Genomic DNA, 17,117 nt, shown 5'->3' with positions numbered 1-17,117 from the left:
TTTAATAAAGGTACTTGTTGGCGGAATACAAGCTCTGCGCTTTTTGCCAAATATCCCCCACTTTTCCATTGCCCACTGGCTGGCCATCTAACTCAACTACAGGGGCAATTTCTTTGCTAGAACTGGTTAACCATAATTCATCCGCATCTCGGACTTCAGTCATATTTAGCGCTCTTTCTTGCACTTGAAAACTACCGTCTTTGCGCAAAATATCTAACAACATATGGCGCGTAATACCAGGAAGTATTTGGTTATCTAATGGCGGTGTTATCACTACATTGTTTTTAACCATAAACACATTGCAAGCACTGGCTTCCGTCAACTCTTTGTGTTGATTAAACAATATAGTTTCTTGGACTCCCACATCCTGACCTTGCTGGAAATGCATCACGTTACCTAGCAAAGAGGTGGATTTAATTTGGCAGCGCTTCCAACGTAAGTCCTCGGTACTGGTTACTTTATATTGTTTTACACCTTGTTTATCCGCTGTAGTGGCTGCGGGGATCTCAAAAGCATAGGCGAACACTGTAGGTTGCACATGCTCAGGATAAGCGTGGAAACGTTTAGTATCAGCGCCGCGACTCACATGAAAATACAGTCCAAGATTACCCTTACCAGATGATTCCATAAGCTTAATGGCTATGTCACGCCAATCATCTACGCCCATTTCTAATTTAATACCAATCGCATTGAGACCGTTTTGCATACGTTCAATATGTAAAGCAAACCCCACTAACTGGCCACCATAAGAAGGTACCACTTCATATATACCGTCACCAAACAGAAACCCACGATCCAAAGGTGAGATTTTAGCTTCAGACATGGGTACAAATTCACCATTTAAAAATACGATATTGTTATCAATTGCCATAAAACACCAAGTTTAGAAGCTATAATTTATGGTCTGATTATGCCATGAATAAATCCATGCATTTAACAAAAAACACATTGTTTTTATATTTCTTAATCTTCGGGTCAGTTACAATATGCATATAATTTCGTTACAGATAATCAGTCAAACATGCCGCAAGTTGGAAAGTTCAATACCCTAGAAGTCGTGAATGAAGTGCCATTCGGATTTTATTTAGACGCTGGTGAAAAAGGCCAAATTTTACTGCCTACTAAAAATGCGCCCTTAGGCTGTAAACTAGGCGATAAGGTAAACGCATTTATTTATCATGATAGTGATGACAGGCTTATCGCCACTATCAAACGTCCTAAGGTATTTGTTGATCATTGTGCCTACTTAAAAGTGGTGAGTATTACTAAGGTAGGCGCTTTCCTCGATTGGGGATTGGAAAAGGACTTGTTAGTGCCATTTAACGAACAAGATTACCCTATGTCTGAAGGTGTGTCTTATGTGGTTTACGTATTTTGTGATGAAGAAACCGGAAGACTAGCTGCGTCCACTAAGCTCAAAGATTTTTTATATGAAGAGTCATGCGAAGAAGGCGGAACATTTGAGGCTAAGCAAGAAGTTGAACTGTTAATATGTGCCAAGACTGACATGGGTTACAAGGCGATAATTAATGGGTCGCATTTGGGCTTGTTGTTTAAAGACGAAGTTTTCCAGCCGATTAAGGTGGGCCATTCAGTAAAAGGGTATATCAAACGCGTTCGCGAAGATGGCAAAATAGACTTATGTTTTCAATTTCATGATCCTTCGGCGCGCAATGCTTTGGAAGAACAAATTATAGAAGACTTAATTGCCCACGAAGGTTTATCAACCCTAACCGACAAAAGTCCCGCAGTTGAAATATCGAAACGTTTTAAAGTGAGCAAAAATGTCTATAAAAAGGCGCTGGGTTCCTTGTTTAAGCAAAAACGTATACTCCTAGACAAAACAAAAATCACGCTAGTTAAGAAGTAGAGGCAAAATGAAAGCAACCGTTAGTTGGCAAGAAAACCTAAGATTCAGCTGTAAAACAGAGACTGGACATACCCTAGACTTAGACGGCAACGGCGAAACCATGACGCCAATGGAATCTGTTTTGCTATCAGTAGGTGCCTGCTCCTCCATTGACGTGGTGGACATCCTTAAGAAATCCAGAAAACAAGTCGATGATTGTGTTTGTCAGCTTGAAGCCAAAAGAGCGGAAGAGCCACCACGCTTTTTCACTGCCATCCATGCACACTACATAGTTAAAGGCGAAGGATTAGTAGAAAAAAACGTCGCTAGAGCGGTACAACTATCGGCTGAAAAATATTGCTCGGTCATGTTGATGCTGACGGGGAATGTTGAAATTACGACAAGTTATGAATTAATCTAAGCTAGGATCTGGGGGAGTACGCTAGGCATTAGGATTACCTCGTTTATTTTTGGCTCGAATCCCATCGAGCCAAAAACTCATATTTGACTGCAAAAAAGCCCCCTGAAAAGGCCTCCAAAAGCAAAACGCTTACGCTTTTTAAAACTGCCAAAATGCCTGTTCAAAGTCTGCGACTATGTCATCGATATCTTCAATACCGATAGACATTCTGATCATATTATCGTTAACTCGCATTTCTTGTCTTTCTTTAGCTGTGCATTCGAAATAAATAGTCGAGGCTACGGGCAGCGCTAAGGTCCGAGTATCACCTAAGTGAGTAGCACATATCACTAGATTTAACGTATTTAAGAATTCAATTGGGTCTATGCCGTCCCGCAAATCTAGACTTAAAATACCACCATAACCATTAAAATACTCTCTGGCTAAAAAATGTTGAGGATGGTCGGCCAACCCTGGGTAATATACAGCTGACACTTTTTCATGGTTATGTAAATAGGACGCCAAACGCATCGCGTTGTCGCATACTTTATTAGTTCGTAATACTAAGGTTTCTAGGCCAATTGAAATGGCATGGGCCGAGTCAGGAGACAAGGTTCCCCCCATGTCTCTAAGGCCTCTTTTTCTAATTTGCGTTAGTCCCCACTGAGATTTATCTGGGCCGCGGTACATAGGTAAAATGTTGTCGAATCCACCCCAATCAAATAAACCTGTATCCACCACTGCTCCGCCTAATACATTGCCGTGACCTGCAATGTATTTAGTCAAAGAACTAATAGTTAACGAGGCCAAAACGGCATTGGCATCAAAAATATTAGCTGGTGTCATAGTAGTGTCGATCAAGAATAACGCTTTTTTCGACTCGCATAGTTGACCAATTGCACCTAAGTCGGCCACTTGCGTAACAGGGTTAGCAATAGTTTCTAAATAAACCGCCTTTGTATTTACCTTGAATGCAGCTTCGACGTTTTGAACATCAGTCACGTCAACAAAGCTCAGTTCAATACCCAATGTTTGCATGGTTTCCGCAAAACTACGGGTGTTACCAAACAAAAAATGACTCACAATTAAATGATCGCCGCTTTTGAACAAGCTCAACATTGTAGCCGTTATGGCTGCCATGCCTGTGGCAAAAGTGATTGCTCCTACTCCACCTTCTAAATGGGTCAGGATATTTTGCAATGCGAGGTTTGATCCTGAAGACGAACGAGAATATACATGGCCCGCCTTTTTACCTTGAAAAACATCCACCAAACCCTGCGCATCTTTATATTCAAATAACACCGAGTTATTCGTAGCCTGATGTACGGCACCATTTTCAGGTGTATTCAGTAACCTATCGGCATGCACCAAACGGGTGGTAAAACCTTTACTTTTCAATATCTATCTCCACGGGGGACGCTAATTTAGTGATCATTTTTTCGGGGTATTTACCATGTGCATTTTTAAAGTGCAGATAAATTTTATTGAGCTCATCTTGGGTATTGTCGCTTATATTGTGCATTGGACCAAACTCGATAAGTTTTTTCTTATAATCAAAGGTTACCAAAAACACTGGAACATTAGCTTTGTTGGCGATATGTAAAAACCCTGTTTTCCACGGTAAAACAGGGCTGCGAGTACCTTCTGGCGCGATGCACAACACCATCTTATCAGCTTCCTTTATCTTGTTAGCCATGTCATCAACGACACCATGTTTGCTAGTGCGCTCCACGGGAATTCCGCCCCAACGTCGTAAAAGGCCGCCAAAAGGTGGTATAAAAAGACTATGTTTACCGAAAAAAGAAATCTTTAGTCGCAAATTGAACGCGACAGCAATTCCAATCACGAAATCCCAATTAGATGTATGTGGTGCGATAGCGATGATCATCTTTGAACAACAAGGAAATGCTCCGTGATACCGCCACCCCATTAATTTTAATACGCTAGCACCCAACCATTGGCTAAATTTATTACCTATTCTAGGTACTTGATCACAAAGAATAGGCGTATTTACATTATCAAGCATTTCTTTCTTGGCTTATGCAATTTAAACTAGGCAAATGGTCGCTTATGTAATCTATTTTGTCGAGTGTAAACAAAGTGTTAAGCGCCCGAATTTTTTGACCTGCTTGGTTGGTCACGAGTTGGCCCCATAATTTTAATTGTCATTGGAACCCATATATTGAGAATTTTTATATTTATATTGTGTTTGTTATGCTCGACTGCACATAGTCAACAAACGGCCCAAAATTTATTTGGTCAATATCGCACCGCCTTGTATCAAATCAAAATTATAGAATTAGAATCAGGCAACAAATCCTCCATTGGATCAGGATTTCAAATAGACAAGTTGGGGAACGTGGTCACTAACTACCATGTGGTTTCTGAATATGTGTATAACCCCGATAAATACAGAATTGAATATTTGGCTCACGACGGTTCTGAGGGCCATCTGCAACTTGTTGATGTAGATGTGGTAAATGACTTAGCTTTGGTTAGAAAGGTCGAGCTTTCTAACCAAGAAAATGCTTTTCCTATAGCACAGTCATTGCCACAACAAGGCAGCGCTATTTTTTCGTTAGGTAATCCCCATGATCTTGGCATGATAGTCGTACCGGGTACGTTTAACGGATTAAAGAAAAATAGTTTTTATCAGCGTATCCATTTTACAGGTTCAATAAATCCCGGAATGAGTGGCGGTCCAGTGGTGAATCAACTCGGTGAAGTCATGGGTGTTAACGTAGCAACGGCTGGCAATCAAATTGGTTTTCTCATTCCCTTGGCAAAAATTCGAAATTTATTAAAAAGCCAAGAAGCTGAAGTGTTAGAAAAAAAACAGTTAAAACCTCGTATACAACAACAACTATTGGCCAACCAGAGTCGGCTTTTTTCGCTCTTGAACAATCATGATTGGGTTACCAGTGTGTTAGGTGAAGCCTTAATACCAGCAAAAATCACTGATTTTATTTCTTGCTGGGGTGGATCCAATACCAGTGATAAAGAAGCATTATATTTATCTGTAGAGAATCGTTGCCAGTTAGATGAGCAAATTTATCTGCACAATGGTTTACGTACTGGAGGTCTTGAAATCGAGTTTGAGTGGTTAGATGGTAAGTCATTAGGTGAACATCGCTTTTACAATTTTTATTCTCAAAGCATAACGGGGGCAGGAGCAGGTAATAAAGCCACCAAAACAGATGTGACAAATTATCGTTGTCAACAAGACAAGGTCACTAACATCAACGGCGTAACTAATAAAACAGTATTATGTTTCAGGGCCTACAAAGAATTTGAACAACTTTACGACGTGTTGTTTGTTGGTGCCACACTTGACCATAATCAACAGGGTTTAATCAGTCACTATACGTTAGCTGGGGTAAGCAAAGATTCTGCTTTGGTATTCACACAGAAATTTATGGACGCAATAGCATGGCAATAGTCTTAGAGCTGCTTTCTCGAAAAAATATTCCACTTAAACATTATAAATTTGAACAAGATTACGTGTGTGTTGGTCGTGACTTTAATAATGACTTACGACTAGACGACCCTTATATTTGCCCCAGCCATATGTTGGTCGCAATCGACCCCGAATCTGGAAAATTAATCGTTAATGATTGTCAGTCTACTAACGGTATAAAAGTTAACAATAAATTCGTCAGGCAAGCGACCCTTAACTCACACGATGTAATTAAAATTGGTCGAACACGGTTGAGAATAATAGATACAAAAGTACCCTTGGTCGAAGCTATCCCGTTAAGCGAATTGGAAGAAAATCTCAATTGGTTAAACCAGAGTTTTTTAGCCGTTTTTTTATCCTTTGTTTGTTTGAGCTTTTTACTACTTTCAAAGTATCTAGGCAGTGTACAAGAATTTAATTTAATCAAGGCCCTTCCCTCTGAATTAGGGCAACTAGCAGCTTTTTGTATTTGGCCTTTGTGTTTTGCTATCTTAGCTAAGGTTGTCAAAAAAGAGAGCCATGTAGTCAGTCAGTTCAATCTCACTTTTTTAGTGGTATTACTGGCCAATGCGTTGCTTCTAATACAGAAAATAGCCATCTTTAATATTCACCCCGGTCCATGGTTCACATGGTTAGAACTAACCATTTTTGCGTTAGTGGTAGGTGGATTCATCTGGTTGAGCCTATTTATTGCATTCCATCAAACCACTCGAAGACGCAACATAATTACCGGCTCAATGACCTTCATAATACTGGCACCGATTTATGCGTTGGGCTTTTTAAATTCAGATGAGTTTAATACTCGTCCAAGCTACAACCCGGTACTGTTGCCGCCTGCTTACAATATGACTTCTGCTGTATCCACACAAAAGTTTATTGATGACGCTAACGACTTATTTTTCCAAGTTGATAAGTTAAAAACTAGATAATCGCGAAGGGCTTATGTGCATTTTATTTGTCGCTGTTAATCAACATAAAGATTACCCTTTAATTATTGCCGCTAATCGAGATGAGTTCTTTAATAGGGCAACAGCCGAATCACATGAGTGGGGTCAAAAACAAGGGATCATTGCTGGTAAAGATTTGCAAGCAGGCGGCACATGGATGGGCATTAACAAGTTAGGTTACATTGCCTCCTTAACTAATATTCGTGATCCCCAAAAAATATCTGATGATGCGATAACGCGAGGTGAATTAGTCGCACATTACCTTCAAAATCCAGATAAACATTATCAACAGCAATTACGCTCCAGTAGAAATAACTATAACGGCTACAACCTACTATTTGGTAAGTGGGATCAACTCGCTGTTTACAATAATCATTTGGATCAAATACAACATCTAGGCGAAGGTTACTATGGTTTGTCCAATGCCAGTCTGAATAGTCCTTGGCCAAAAATTAATAAAGGCGTGAGTAAGTTAGAAGAGTATTGCCAAGATGGCCACGATATCAATCCTGAAATATTGTTTAGCTTATTATTAGATAAAAGTTTAGCTGCAGACGAAGACCTCCCACAAACCGGGATCCCCTTAGATTGGGAGCGCCGCCTTTCTTCTATTTTTATTATTGGTAAAGAGTATGGAACTCGCTCGTCGACTGTCCTCAAGGTTGATAAACATCAGAATGTGTCTTGGTATGAACGTACCTATGACAACACAGCAAATTGTACATCGAGACAGAGCTTTCATTTCAGTATAAATTAGTGCGAATTTGACTCGAATTTTGTTGTACCAATGGCATAATAAGAGCTTACTACCTACTCTGCATATTTATCATTAAGGAACATCATGTTTGAAGTACTGCCCCAGCTTCCTGCCGACCCAATTTTAGGATTGTCTACTGCATTTAAAGCCGATCCTAATCCACATAAAATTGATTTAGGTGTCGGTGTTTATAAAGACGAACAAGGTCACACACCTATTCTCAATTCCGTAGCTAAGGCACAAACCATTCTTTTAGGTAAGGAAGACTCCAAAACCTACATTACACCACAGGGTGTTCAAGGTTATATTGACGGTATGTTGCAGCTAATGTTGGGCAAAGACAGTCCCGTTTTACTAGCAGATCGTGTCGCAGCGGTTCAGGCTCCTGGTGGATGTGGCGCACTACGAATTTTGTCTGAATTGATTAAACGTTGTGACGAAAACCTTACAGTTTGGGTCAGTGACCCTACTTGGGCTAACCATATCCCGTTAATTGGTAATGCGGGTTTAGCTATTCAAACCTACCCATATTTTGACAAAAGCAACGCCAGTATTAATTTTGAAGCAATGGTCGAGTGCCTTGGTCAAGTCAAAAAAGGGGATGTAGTGTTACTACATGGATGCTGCCATAATCCTACCGGAGCTGACCTTACTAAAGAGCAATGGCAAGTGGTATTAGAGCTTGCGCAAAAAACTGGCTTTATTCCTTTTGTGGATACCGCCTATCAAGGTTTTGGTGATGGTTTAGAAGAAGACGCTTATGGTATGCGTTTATTAGTCAACAACCTGCCTGAAGTCATTATTGCGGCATCTTGTTCGAAAAACTTTGGTTTGTACCGAGAACGAGTAGGTATCGCTGTGATGGTCACTCAAGACAGCACGACTCGCCAAGCGATTCAAACACAAATACAATCCATTGCTCGCGGCATATACTCTATGCCTCCTTCTTACGGTGGTGCCCTTGTCGACATTATTTTAAATGATAAAACGTTACGACATGAGTGGATGGCCGAAGTTGAAGCTATGCGCACCCGTATGCAAGATCTTCGTTCGTTACTAGTGTCAAAAATGAACGAATATGGATCGACTAAAGATTTCGAATTTGTCAAAAAACAAAAAGGCATGTTTTCGTTTTTATGTATTACACCAGAGCAAGTTCAAGCTGTTCGCGATCAACATAGCGTGTATTTTGTTGGCTCTAGCCGCGTGAACATTGCAGGTATTAGCAAAGCTAACGTTGATACGTTAGCCAAAGCCCTAGTGTCTGTACTTTAATACAACTTTCAGTTGTCCATAAAAAAACCCGGGTTCTACCGGGTTTTTTTATGTTTAAACATGTTACTAATTAATCTGTAGGTTTTGAATTTTCGACTCTACTTTTAAGCTTTTGACCGGGTCTAAATGTCACCACTCGTCTTGCCTTAATAGGTATGTCCTCACCGGTTTTTGGATTTCTACCGGGACGTTCATTTTTCTGTCTTAAATCAAAATTACCAAATCCAGATAATTTAACTTGTTCACCTGATTCTAACGCTTCACGCACTTCTTCGAAAAAAGTTTCGACCAAGTCCTTAGCATCACGCTTATTGATCCCAAGTTTCTCAAATAAATGTTCCGCCATTTCGGCTTTGGTTAACGCCATACCGTCAATCCCTCAAAGATGCTTCGAACTCTTGTGACAACTTGGCTAAAATACCGTCTACAGTTGCCTGAATATCGTTTTCTTGTAATGTTTTAGTTTTATCTTGCAAAATTAGTGAAATCGCGAGGCTTTTCTTTCCCTGTGCAATTCCCTTCCCTCTGTACACGTCGAACAAGTTTAGGCCAACTAATTGATTTGCGCCAAATTTTTCTATGCAGCTCAAGATATCGCCAACTACTTTATCATCGTCTACTACGATTGCAATGTCACGTCGATTCGCCGGAAATTTTGAAATTTCTTGCGAAACAGGTAACTTTTTTAACCCTAACGCATTAATTTCCAACTCAAAGACAAAACTTCTTCCATTTAAGCCCAGTGATTTCTCAAATTGCGGATGCACGGCCCCCACGTAACCTAGTGACCTATCACCAATTAAAACTTCAGCACATTGTCCAGGATGCAAAGCACTATGACTTGAAGCGACAAAACGATATCCTTCCACACCGGCGCAATTTAGAAGGTTTTCAACATCAGTTTTAACATCGAAAAAATCTAACGTGCGGGCTGAGTTATCCCAATTTTCATCTGCAACTAAACCACAAGCCACGCCACTAATAACAAGTTCTTGTTTTACGCCCGTTTTTTCAGTGCTATCCGGAATAAAACGTAATCCAGATTCGAATAATCTTACCCGACCTTGTTGACGTTTTTGATTGTACGACACAGCCTGCAATAGGCCCGTCCACAAACTCACACGCATAGTCGACATTTCCGATGAGATGGGGTGTGGCAACTGCAAACCTTGAATATCAGGATACAATAACGATTGAATTTTAGGGTCAACAAAGGAATAAGTAATCGCTTCTTGGTAGTCACTTTCAAGCAAAGTATTTTTTAATTGATTTAAATGTACTTTTTGCTCTTGATGCTGCGACATTTTCAAACTTGCGACAGGTGCAATATTTGGGATTTCATTATATCCGTATACTCTTGCCACTTCCTCTATGAGGTCTTCTTCAATACTTATGTCAAATCGATAAGGAGGCACACTGATTTGCCAAACCTGATTTTCAAACGACACGCCAAAACCAAGTCGCTCAAAAATATCTGTTACTGTATCAGCAGAAATATCAACACCTAATACTTTAGCCAATCGACTTTGTCTCAAACTAACTTTGCAGTCCTTTGGAACAAAACTCGTATCCACCGCTTCAATTACAGGCCCAGCCTCACCGCCAACAATCTCCAATAATAATTGCGTGGCTCGCTGCATCGCAACTTGTTGCAGTTGAGGATCTACTCCGCGCTCATAACGATGTGAAGCGTCTGTGTGTAACCCATACTGACGAGCTTTACCCATAATAGCGTCGGGTGCGAAAAACGCGCTTTCAAGGAATATATCTTTACTGTCTTTAGTTACACCTGATTCTAATCCGCCAAATATCCCAGCCATAGCAAGTGGCTTAACGGTATCGGCTATAACTAAGGTGTCGCTTTGCAATGTCACTTCATTGCCGTCTAAGAGTGTAAGTTTCTCATCTTGTTTCGCCAAACGTACTACTACATCACCTTCAAGTTTATTATTGTCAAACGCGTGCATTGGATGTCCAAGCTCTAACAAAACGAAATTAGTGATATCAACAACAGGATCAATGCTTCTAATCCCTGATCGTCGTAGTTTTTCAACCATCCATAGAGGCGTCGCAACGTCTAAATTAATATTCTTGATGACCCGGCCTAAATAGCGCGGACAGGCTTCAGGTGCTTGTATTTGAATGTTACGAGAATCGCTGATTTGTTCTGATACTTCTGGTATCTGCAATGCCTTGACTGAACATTGATTGAGCACACCGACTTCTCTGGCTAGACCTTTGATGCCTAAGCAGTCCGCACGATTTGGCGTTAAGTCGACTTCAATACTGACATCGTCAAGTCCTAAATACTCGCGGATATCCTGACCAATTTCAGCATCTAAAGGAAGCTCCAAAATGCCATCATGATCATCTGATATACCTAGTTCAGAAAAACTACACAACATACCGAACGAAGGTTGACCACGCAATTTAGCTTTTTTGATTTTAAAATTACCAGGCAATACTGCACCGACTTTGGCAACGGCTACTTTTAAACCTTGGCGGCAATTAGGTGCACCACAAACGATATCTAGAAGTGCTTCGTCACCTACATTAACTTTGGTCACTTGCAATTTATCAGCATCGGGATGTTGGCTACATTCCACAACTTCGCCCACTACCACACCGGAAAATTCACCAGCTACCGCTTCTACACCGTCAACTTCTAAACCGGCCATGCTTAATTGTTCACTAAGCGCATCTGTTGATACAGACGGATTGACCCATTCTCTTAACCACTTTTCACTAAATTTCATATATCTGACTCGACTTAATTAAATTGCTTAAGGAAACGAAGGTCGTTCTCAAAGAATGCACGTAAATCATTCACTTCGTAACGCAACATAGTTAAGCGCTCTACGCCCATGCCAAATGCAAAACCTGTGTATACTTCCGGATCGATATTGACTGCCTTGAGCACATTAGGATGCACCATGCCACAACCTAAAACTTCTAACCATTTACCATTTTTGCCCATCACATCGACTTCCGCAGACGGTTCAGTAAAAGGGAAATAAGATGGTCTAAATCGAACCTGTAAGTCTTGTTCAAAAAAGTTATTTAAGAAATCATGCAAAATACCTTTTAATTCGGCAAAGCTCACATTTTTATCAACCATCAAACCTTCTACTTGATGAAACATTGGGGTGTGAGTTTGATCGTAATCATTTCGGTAAACCCGACCAGGAGAAATAATCCTAAGAGGAGGCTGTTCAGCTTCCATAGTGCGAATTTGTACACCTGATGTTTGAGTACGTAACATCACATCAGGATTAAAATAAAACGTATCATGATCAGCGCGAGCAGGATGATTAGCCGGAATATTTAACGCATCAAAATTATGAAACCCATCTTCAACTTCTGGACCCGTTTTAACACTAAATCCTAGTTCGTTGAAAAAGCTCTCGATACGATTAATAGTGCGTGTGACAGGATGCAAACCACCTCGACTCTGGCCGCGGCCCGGTAACGTGACATCGATTGTTTCGCCAGCCAGCTTTTTATTGAGCTCTTGTGTCTGTAAAAACTGCCCTCTCGCATGGATCAACTTTTGAATTTGTTGCTTGGCTAGATTGATTTTTTGACCCGCAGCTGGACGTTCTTCGTTAGACAACTTACCTAAGCCTTTAAGTAACTCTGTCATCCGCCCTTTTTTGCCCATAAAATCAACTCGCACAGCATCAAGTATATTGACATCTTCTGCGGCATTAATTTGCGCTTCTGCTTCACTAATTATGGCGTTTAGATCCATAGTGTCCCCGAATTTGGATTAAAAATATGGCCTTTATTCAATAACTTGATTTAAGTTTAAGGCTATTTAAAAATAGCCGGCAATTCTACACGAAAGCGGCACTTTGAGGCTAGACACAATTGCTACAAAGTTGCTTTATTTAGCAACAATCTTTACTAAATAATAAAATATCCACTTTTTTCATAGGATTCGTCAACAGTAAATAATTTAAATCATTAAAGAGGGAGGGTAATCATTAAGATTATGTATGGCTAAAACTTGAAACGGTCAATTTTGATTAAACCAAAATGACCAAAGGTCTCATTAATTCTGGTCTAAAAAGTAACCAGCCTTTGCGTTGAGGAAGTGACAGAAAAACGTCTCTCTACTTTAAGCGTGTTCCCAAAATAAATTACGACAGGTGAACAGCTCAACTAATCCACAAAGTATCGCGTAAATTGAGTAGGCGTATAGCCAGTCGTTTCCTTAAAGATTCGCCTAAAGGAGCTTTCATCTAAGTAGCCCAACTTAAAACACACTTGTTTGACAGGAGAGCGATTTAATCGCAGTAGATTACAAGCTTGTTGTATTTTCACTTTTCGCATAAACGTCGCACATGACAATCCACTAAGGGTCTTGATTTTTCTGGCTAATGTACGTTTCGACATATTTGTAGCAATCGCCAAATTCTCTACTTTTAGCTCACTTGCTTGGGAGTTTTCGACCCATCGAAAAACTTTCGCCATCAATGGACCATTGGATTTAATTATTTGTAACTCTTGCATAGGTAAAGGTTTTTTAGTTGGACGCGCTAACACCATTAAATCTGTTAGCTCATCTAATATTTCAGCACCACAATGTTGCTGAATGAGGTAATTGGCAATAGGTAAATACCCTTGTACGCCAGACGCCGTTATTGTTTGACTACTTTTGACGAACGTATCCCCAAAACGCCAATCAACCTCTTTGTAGGTATCACAAAGATACTCACTTAGCCACCATGTAGCCGTCGCCATTTTTCCACCCAACCTTCCAGACGCTGCTAATAATGTAACTGCAGTACAATAAGCATAAACTTCCAATTGTTGTTCTAATCGGCTTAAAGTGAGAATCAACGGTTTGTTGTTTTGGTGGAACTGATACACATCATTAATTGATTGAGTCCAAAAGCCTGGGATCAGCAATGCGTCTAAATTCGCTGTAGCAATATCATTGAGGGTGTACATAGTTAAATTACTTAGATGACCCAGAGTAAGCTCAACATCTAGACCTTCATGAGACACAAATACACACTCAAAATACCGCTTATTTATTCTTTTATTCGCAGCTTCAAGTAATTCTGAAAACCCTAAAGTCCCTGAAGCAAGACAATTATCGTAGACAAATACTCCGACTCTAAATGGCAATTTTTACACTCTTTATGTCATTTTTTGCCATTATATTCAAACAACGCCCTATTTACTATATCGAGGACATTTAATTACGGGAGACTAATATGAAAGTTCATCAAATACGCAATGCAACAATAATCATCGAATACCAAAATCTATGTTTATTGGTAGACCCCATGCTTGCAGAAAAAGGAAAGATCCCATCGCTGCGTTATCTAACACCAAATAAACGCCGCAATCCCCTAGTAGATTTACCATCCAATACAACATCTTTATTGAATGGAGTAACACACTGTTTAATCACACATTGTCAAAAAGGGCATTTTGATCATTTGGACCGCGCTGGAGGAAAGTGGTTAAAATCGAATAACATTCCTGTTTTATGCTCTGAACAAGATTCCGCATTTTTACGTAAAAGGTCATTTGAAACTCATGAATTAAAAATCCACGACCTAAACACATTTGAAAATGGCAATATAGAGCTTGTAAGCTGCCTTCATGGGACTGGCGTTGTTGGTAAACTAATGACACATGGTGTCGGATATTTTATTAATATGCCAAATGAACCAAGTATTTATATTACAGGCGATACGGTCCTCACTCCTCATATAGTAAATTTCGTAAAAGAGAAACAACCAGATATTATTGTTGCACCTGCTGGCGGGGCGAAGTTTGATCTAGGTGGTGAGGTAATAATGAATGGAGAAGAAGCAATAGAATTAGCTTTAGCGTCAGATGGTAAATTTGTAGCCAATCATCTTGAGGCGTTAGATCACTGTCCTGTGACAAGAAAAAACTTACGCGCTCTGGCAACATTAAATAAACTGAACCATAGATTCTATATCCCTAAAGATGGTGAAACCTTAGAGTTTATGAATTATACCAATCCATCCTAACAATTGATCGCTCATCGAGATTTAAAATCACCTAATCAAGGCGCTCGAATGAAGCAATAGTTATTCTATTGTAAGTTCGAGCAACGCAGAGTAGGTGCTTTTAAACCTCGCCCAAAGGGAGAACACCAGCGACTAATTGATAAGATGAATTGGTATAAGCTATAGTTTCTTGATTCAAAAATAATTGTTGTAACATTCCCTGCTAATAAGATAAAAAAATATACCTTTATCCCTGCACTGATAACCTAATGCTTTATATTTTTAGCTAACATACTAGTCATAGATATATCTGGATGGTTAATCGAATATTGATGGTTTGCAACTAGAGTGAGAAAAAGCGTGAAAAGCCTGCCAAAAAAATCAAATGTAAGTAATCAACAAGGTGTTGGCATGATTGAAGTGTTGGTTACTTTATTCATTTTATCCGTTGGCTTGCTCGGTGTTGCATATTTACAGTTTGTCGGATCATTTACAAACTCTGAAGCCTTAAGTCGTTCACAATCAGTGTTAGTGGCTCAACAGTTGACAGAGCGCTTAAGAGCTAGCGCAGTATTTTCTCCATTAGGAAAAGGTTTAGTTGTTCACAATGATTATTTTAACGAGGAATTATATAACTTTTCTGGCATGACCTGTACCACTGGTCTCCCCCATGCTTGTTATTGTTTAGAGCGTCCAGAGTCCATCCCTAATTGCAATGACAACGACTGCACTGCAGCTCAATTGGCTGCGTTTGATGGTTATGAGGTTTCGTGTTCAGCTGTAGCTGCCAACCCTGAAATAGAAATTAGTCTAACTTGTGAATTGGATAATAACGCTGCCGATGCGGACGCATGCAGTGTTGGTTCAAAACACATAGTTACCCTAAGTTGGCCCGTGGAAAACTGGCAAAATATTCAAAGAACAGTGAACGCAGATTGTAATGTTGACGAAACCATACCCCATGATTGTGTGTCAGTGGATGTGACTTTATGAGAACCAGAAGAAAACAAAGCGGTTTTAGTCTTATTGAGTTGATGATATCCCTCACTCTGGGGCTTATTGTGTCTGCAGCTGTTGTGCAAGTGATGATCAGCAACAATTCTACCGAACGGCTAAATAGGTCAATAGCGTCTGCGCAAGAAAACGGACGTTTTATCATTGCTAGATTACGTAATGACCTCATCATGACTGGACGTTACGATATGTTGCGCCCCGAACTCAATAAAGACGTCGATATCGTTGTGGAGGCCGCTTTTGTCCAGAACAATCCTATCCCTATTGTGGGCGACTTTAGTAATGGACTGACCAAAGGGGCCAAAGAAGGCGCAGACGCAACGAGTGATACTTTGATGGTCATGTTGCAAGGTACTCAAGATTGCCGCGGGGCTTCTCATGGTTATAACAATGAAGAGTTTTTAGTGGTTAACGAGTACTTTTTAGATGGTACCTCTCTTAAATGCAGAGGCTTTGATGGCAGAGTATTACGTGGACTAAAGGCAGAGGTTGATGACGATACAGCCTACACTTTGTTAGATGATGTTTTTAGCTTTCAGGTTCAATATGGGATCACAGACAATATTGCGTCACAAGATAATTCAGCTAGGCCGGTAAGATTTATTGATGCCGATTCGCTAGGAGCAGAAAAAGCAGCTGGCGCCTTAGTTGTGGCGATTCGAGTAGCTGTTTTGTTAAAAGCTGATTCTGATGTAATTATTAGTCCCGTTCCCCAGTTTAAATTGCTTAACGAAGATTCGATTCAGCCCTCTGAAGAGAGGCTATATAAACAGTTTGAAACCACAATCACTTTGCGTAATAGCAAAAATTTCGCTCGAAGTAGAAATATATGAATTATCCATCAAAACATAAAAACTCAGGAATGGTTATGGTCTTTTCATTGCTGATCCTAATGAGTCTCACTATTTTAGGCGTTTCTTCCGTCTCCAGTAGTTTAATGCAAAGCAAAATGGCGTCGTCTATGGAAAAGCGCTCTCTGTCATTTGATGCGGCCGAGTCCGCAATTGCGGCTGTGATGTTTGAATCAGAAGATGAACTTCTGCTTAGCAACCCAGCTTTGGATGATCCTTTATCAGCGGCAAGAGGCGGCACTTTATTAGATTTAGATGTGCAGCAGCTGAGTTGTTTTGAAGATGTCACTTGGACCAATAGAACGCTTACTAAAAATGGATTGATAAAAAGTACGCAACATATTGCCGCGGGAAATTACACCGATAAGCCTGTCGTCAAAAGTTGGTCTCGAGCGGCATTCGTGCGTGAGCAACCTTGTGTTGGTTCAAGTAATGTTATAGGTGGCAGTAATATCAGTTGTCACGTATTTATTGTTAGAGGTTGTGGGCAACTTGATGATAGTAATTACGCCGTAGCCAATTCAGTTAACGCGTCAGTATTTGCGCCAGCAACCCAATAAGTGGTGGTTTT

At 40.2% G+C, this 17,117-nt stretch carries 17 protein-coding genes; 10 read left to right on the top strand and 7 right to left on the bottom strand.

Features of this window, described 5'->3' with window-relative positions; genetic code table 11:
- Position 1 precedes the first annotated feature (1 nt).
- On the bottom strand, positions 2–871 hold the full coding sequence (locus tag ABJK37_RS06620) for an aminotransferase class IV (RefSeq protein ID WP_348351346.1): 870 nt from the start codon (positions 869–871) through the stop codon (positions 2–4).
- Positions 872–1,021: 150 nt separating this feature from the next.
- Between ABJK37_RS06620 and ABJK37_RS06615 the strand changes: the two genes are divergently transcribed.
- Positions 1,022–1,870: a S1-like domain-containing RNA-binding protein gene (locus ABJK37_RS06615; RefSeq protein ID WP_348351344.1), complete on the top strand. Its 849-nt coding sequence runs from the start codon at positions 1,022–1,024 to the stop codon at positions 1,868–1,870.
- A gap of 7 nt (positions 1,871–1,877) precedes the next feature.
- Positions 1,878–2,270 carry an OsmC family protein gene (locus ABJK37_RS06610; RefSeq protein WP_348351342.1) on the top strand — a complete coding sequence of 131 codons (393 nt, stop codon included), beginning with the start codon at positions 1,878–1,880 and terminating at the stop codon, positions 2,268–2,270.
- A 138-nt stretch (positions 2,271–2,408) separates the two neighbouring features.
- On the opposite strand, the gene ABJK37_RS06605 is transcribed toward ABJK37_RS06610, so the two are convergent.
- Positions 2,409–3,647: a cystathionine gamma-synthase family protein gene (locus tag ABJK37_RS06605; protein WP_348351340.1), complete on the bottom strand. Its 1,239-nt coding sequence runs from the start codon at positions 3,645–3,647 to the stop codon at positions 2,409–2,411.
- Positions 3,637–4,275 carry a 1-acyl-sn-glycerol-3-phosphate acyltransferase gene (locus ABJK37_RS06600; protein ID WP_348351337.1) on the bottom strand — a complete coding sequence of 213 codons (639 nt, stop codon included), beginning with the start codon at positions 4,273–4,275 and terminating at the stop codon, positions 3,637–3,639. The genes ABJK37_RS06605 and ABJK37_RS06600 overlap by 11 nt, the downstream gene beginning before the upstream one ends.
- A gap of 156 nt (positions 4,276–4,431) precedes the next feature.
- Between ABJK37_RS06600 and ABJK37_RS06595 the strand changes: the two genes are divergently transcribed.
- The 4 genes from ABJK37_RS06595 to ABJK37_RS06580 all read left to right on the top strand — a co-directional run bounded on the left by ABJK37_RS06595 (position 4,432) and on the right by ABJK37_RS06580 (position 8,685).
- The gene (locus ABJK37_RS06595; RefSeq protein WP_348351335.1) at positions 4,432–5,688 is read left to right on the top strand and encodes a serine protease; all 1,257 of its coding nucleotides are present in this window, start codon (positions 4,432–4,434) and stop codon (positions 5,686–5,688) included.
- Positions 5,679–6,635 carry an FHA domain-containing protein gene (locus ABJK37_RS06590; RefSeq protein ID WP_348351333.1) on the top strand — a complete coding sequence of 319 codons (957 nt, stop codon included), beginning with the start codon at positions 5,679–5,681 and terminating at the stop codon, positions 6,633–6,635. The genes ABJK37_RS06595 and ABJK37_RS06590 overlap by 10 nt, the downstream gene beginning before the upstream one ends.
- A 13-nt stretch (positions 6,636–6,648) precedes the next feature.
- On the top strand, positions 6,649–7,410 hold the full coding sequence (locus ABJK37_RS06585) for an NRDE family protein (RefSeq protein WP_348351331.1): 762 nt from the start codon (positions 6,649–6,651) through the stop codon (positions 7,408–7,410).
- An 84-nt stretch (positions 7,411–7,494) separates the two neighbouring features.
- Positions 7,495–8,685 (top strand): amino acid aminotransferase, encoded by a 1,191-nt coding sequence (locus ABJK37_RS06580; RefSeq protein ID WP_348351329.1) that lies wholly within the window; start codon positions 7,495–7,497, stop codon positions 8,683–8,685.
- Positions 8,686–8,755: 70 nt separating this feature from the next.
- Here ABJK37_RS06580 and ihfA read toward each other — a convergent pair whose 3' ends face one another.
- From ihfA to ABJK37_RS06560, 4 genes are all read right to left on the bottom strand, one after another.
- Positions 8,756–9,052 (bottom strand): integration host factor subunit alpha, encoded by a 297-nt coding sequence (gene ihfA / locus ABJK37_RS06575; protein WP_215931722.1) that lies wholly within the window; start codon positions 9,050–9,052, stop codon positions 8,756–8,758.
- Between the two features lie 4 nt (positions 9,053–9,056).
- Entirely contained in the window at positions 9,057–11,441 is a 2,385-nt protein-coding gene (gene pheT, locus ABJK37_RS06570) for a phenylalanine--tRNA ligase subunit beta (RefSeq protein WP_348351326.1), read from the bottom strand.
- Positions 11,442–11,455: 14 nt separating this feature from the next.
- Positions 11,456–12,436 (bottom strand): phenylalanine--tRNA ligase subunit alpha, encoded by a 981-nt coding sequence (pheS, locus tag ABJK37_RS06565; protein ID WP_348351324.1) that lies wholly within the window; start codon positions 12,434–12,436, stop codon positions 11,456–11,458.
- A gap of 413 nt (positions 12,437–12,849) precedes the next feature.
- Positions 12,850–13,821 carry a helix-turn-helix domain-containing protein gene (locus ABJK37_RS06560; protein ID WP_348351322.1) on the bottom strand — a complete coding sequence of 324 codons (972 nt, stop codon included), beginning with the start codon at positions 13,819–13,821 and terminating at the stop codon, positions 12,850–12,852.
- 89 nt (positions 13,822–13,910) lie between these two features.
- Between ABJK37_RS06560 and ABJK37_RS06555 the strand changes: the two genes are divergently transcribed.
- The 4 genes from ABJK37_RS06555 to ABJK37_RS06540 all read left to right on the top strand — a co-directional run bounded on the left by ABJK37_RS06555 (position 13,911) and on the right by ABJK37_RS06540 (position 17,106).
- The gene (locus tag ABJK37_RS06555) at positions 13,911–14,702 is read left to right on the top strand and encodes an MBL fold metallo-hydrolase (RefSeq protein ID WP_348351320.1); all 792 of its coding nucleotides are present in this window, start codon (positions 13,911–13,913) and stop codon (positions 14,700–14,702) included.
- Positions 14,703–15,041: 339 nt separating this feature from the next.
- Positions 15,042–15,674, top strand: coding sequence for a prepilin-type N-terminal cleavage/methylation domain-containing protein (locus ABJK37_RS06550; protein ID WP_348351318.1), 633 nt, complete (start codon positions 15,042–15,044; stop codon positions 15,672–15,674).
- Positions 15,671–16,528, top strand: a complete 858-nt coding sequence (locus ABJK37_RS06545) for a PilW family protein (protein ID WP_348351316.1) — start codon at positions 15,671–15,673, stop codon at positions 16,526–16,528. The genes ABJK37_RS06550 and ABJK37_RS06545 overlap by 4 nt, the downstream gene beginning before the upstream one ends.
- Positions 16,525–17,106 (top strand): PilX N-terminal domain-containing pilus assembly protein, encoded by a 582-nt coding sequence (locus tag ABJK37_RS06540; protein WP_348351314.1) that lies wholly within the window; start codon positions 16,525–16,527, stop codon positions 17,104–17,106. Before ABJK37_RS06545 ends, ABJK37_RS06540 begins: the two co-directional genes overlap by 4 nt.
- The last annotated feature ends 11 nt before the right edge of the window (positions 17,107–17,117 follow it).

Origin of the sequence: Paraglaciecola sp., from assembly GCF_039964565.1 — a bacterium.
Taxonomy (GTDB): domain Bacteria; phylum Pseudomonadota; class Gammaproteobacteria; order Enterobacterales; family Alteromonadaceae; genus Paraglaciecola.
Note: the sequence above shows the minus strand (reverse complement) of the source record. Positions and strands in the feature narration are given on the sequence as shown.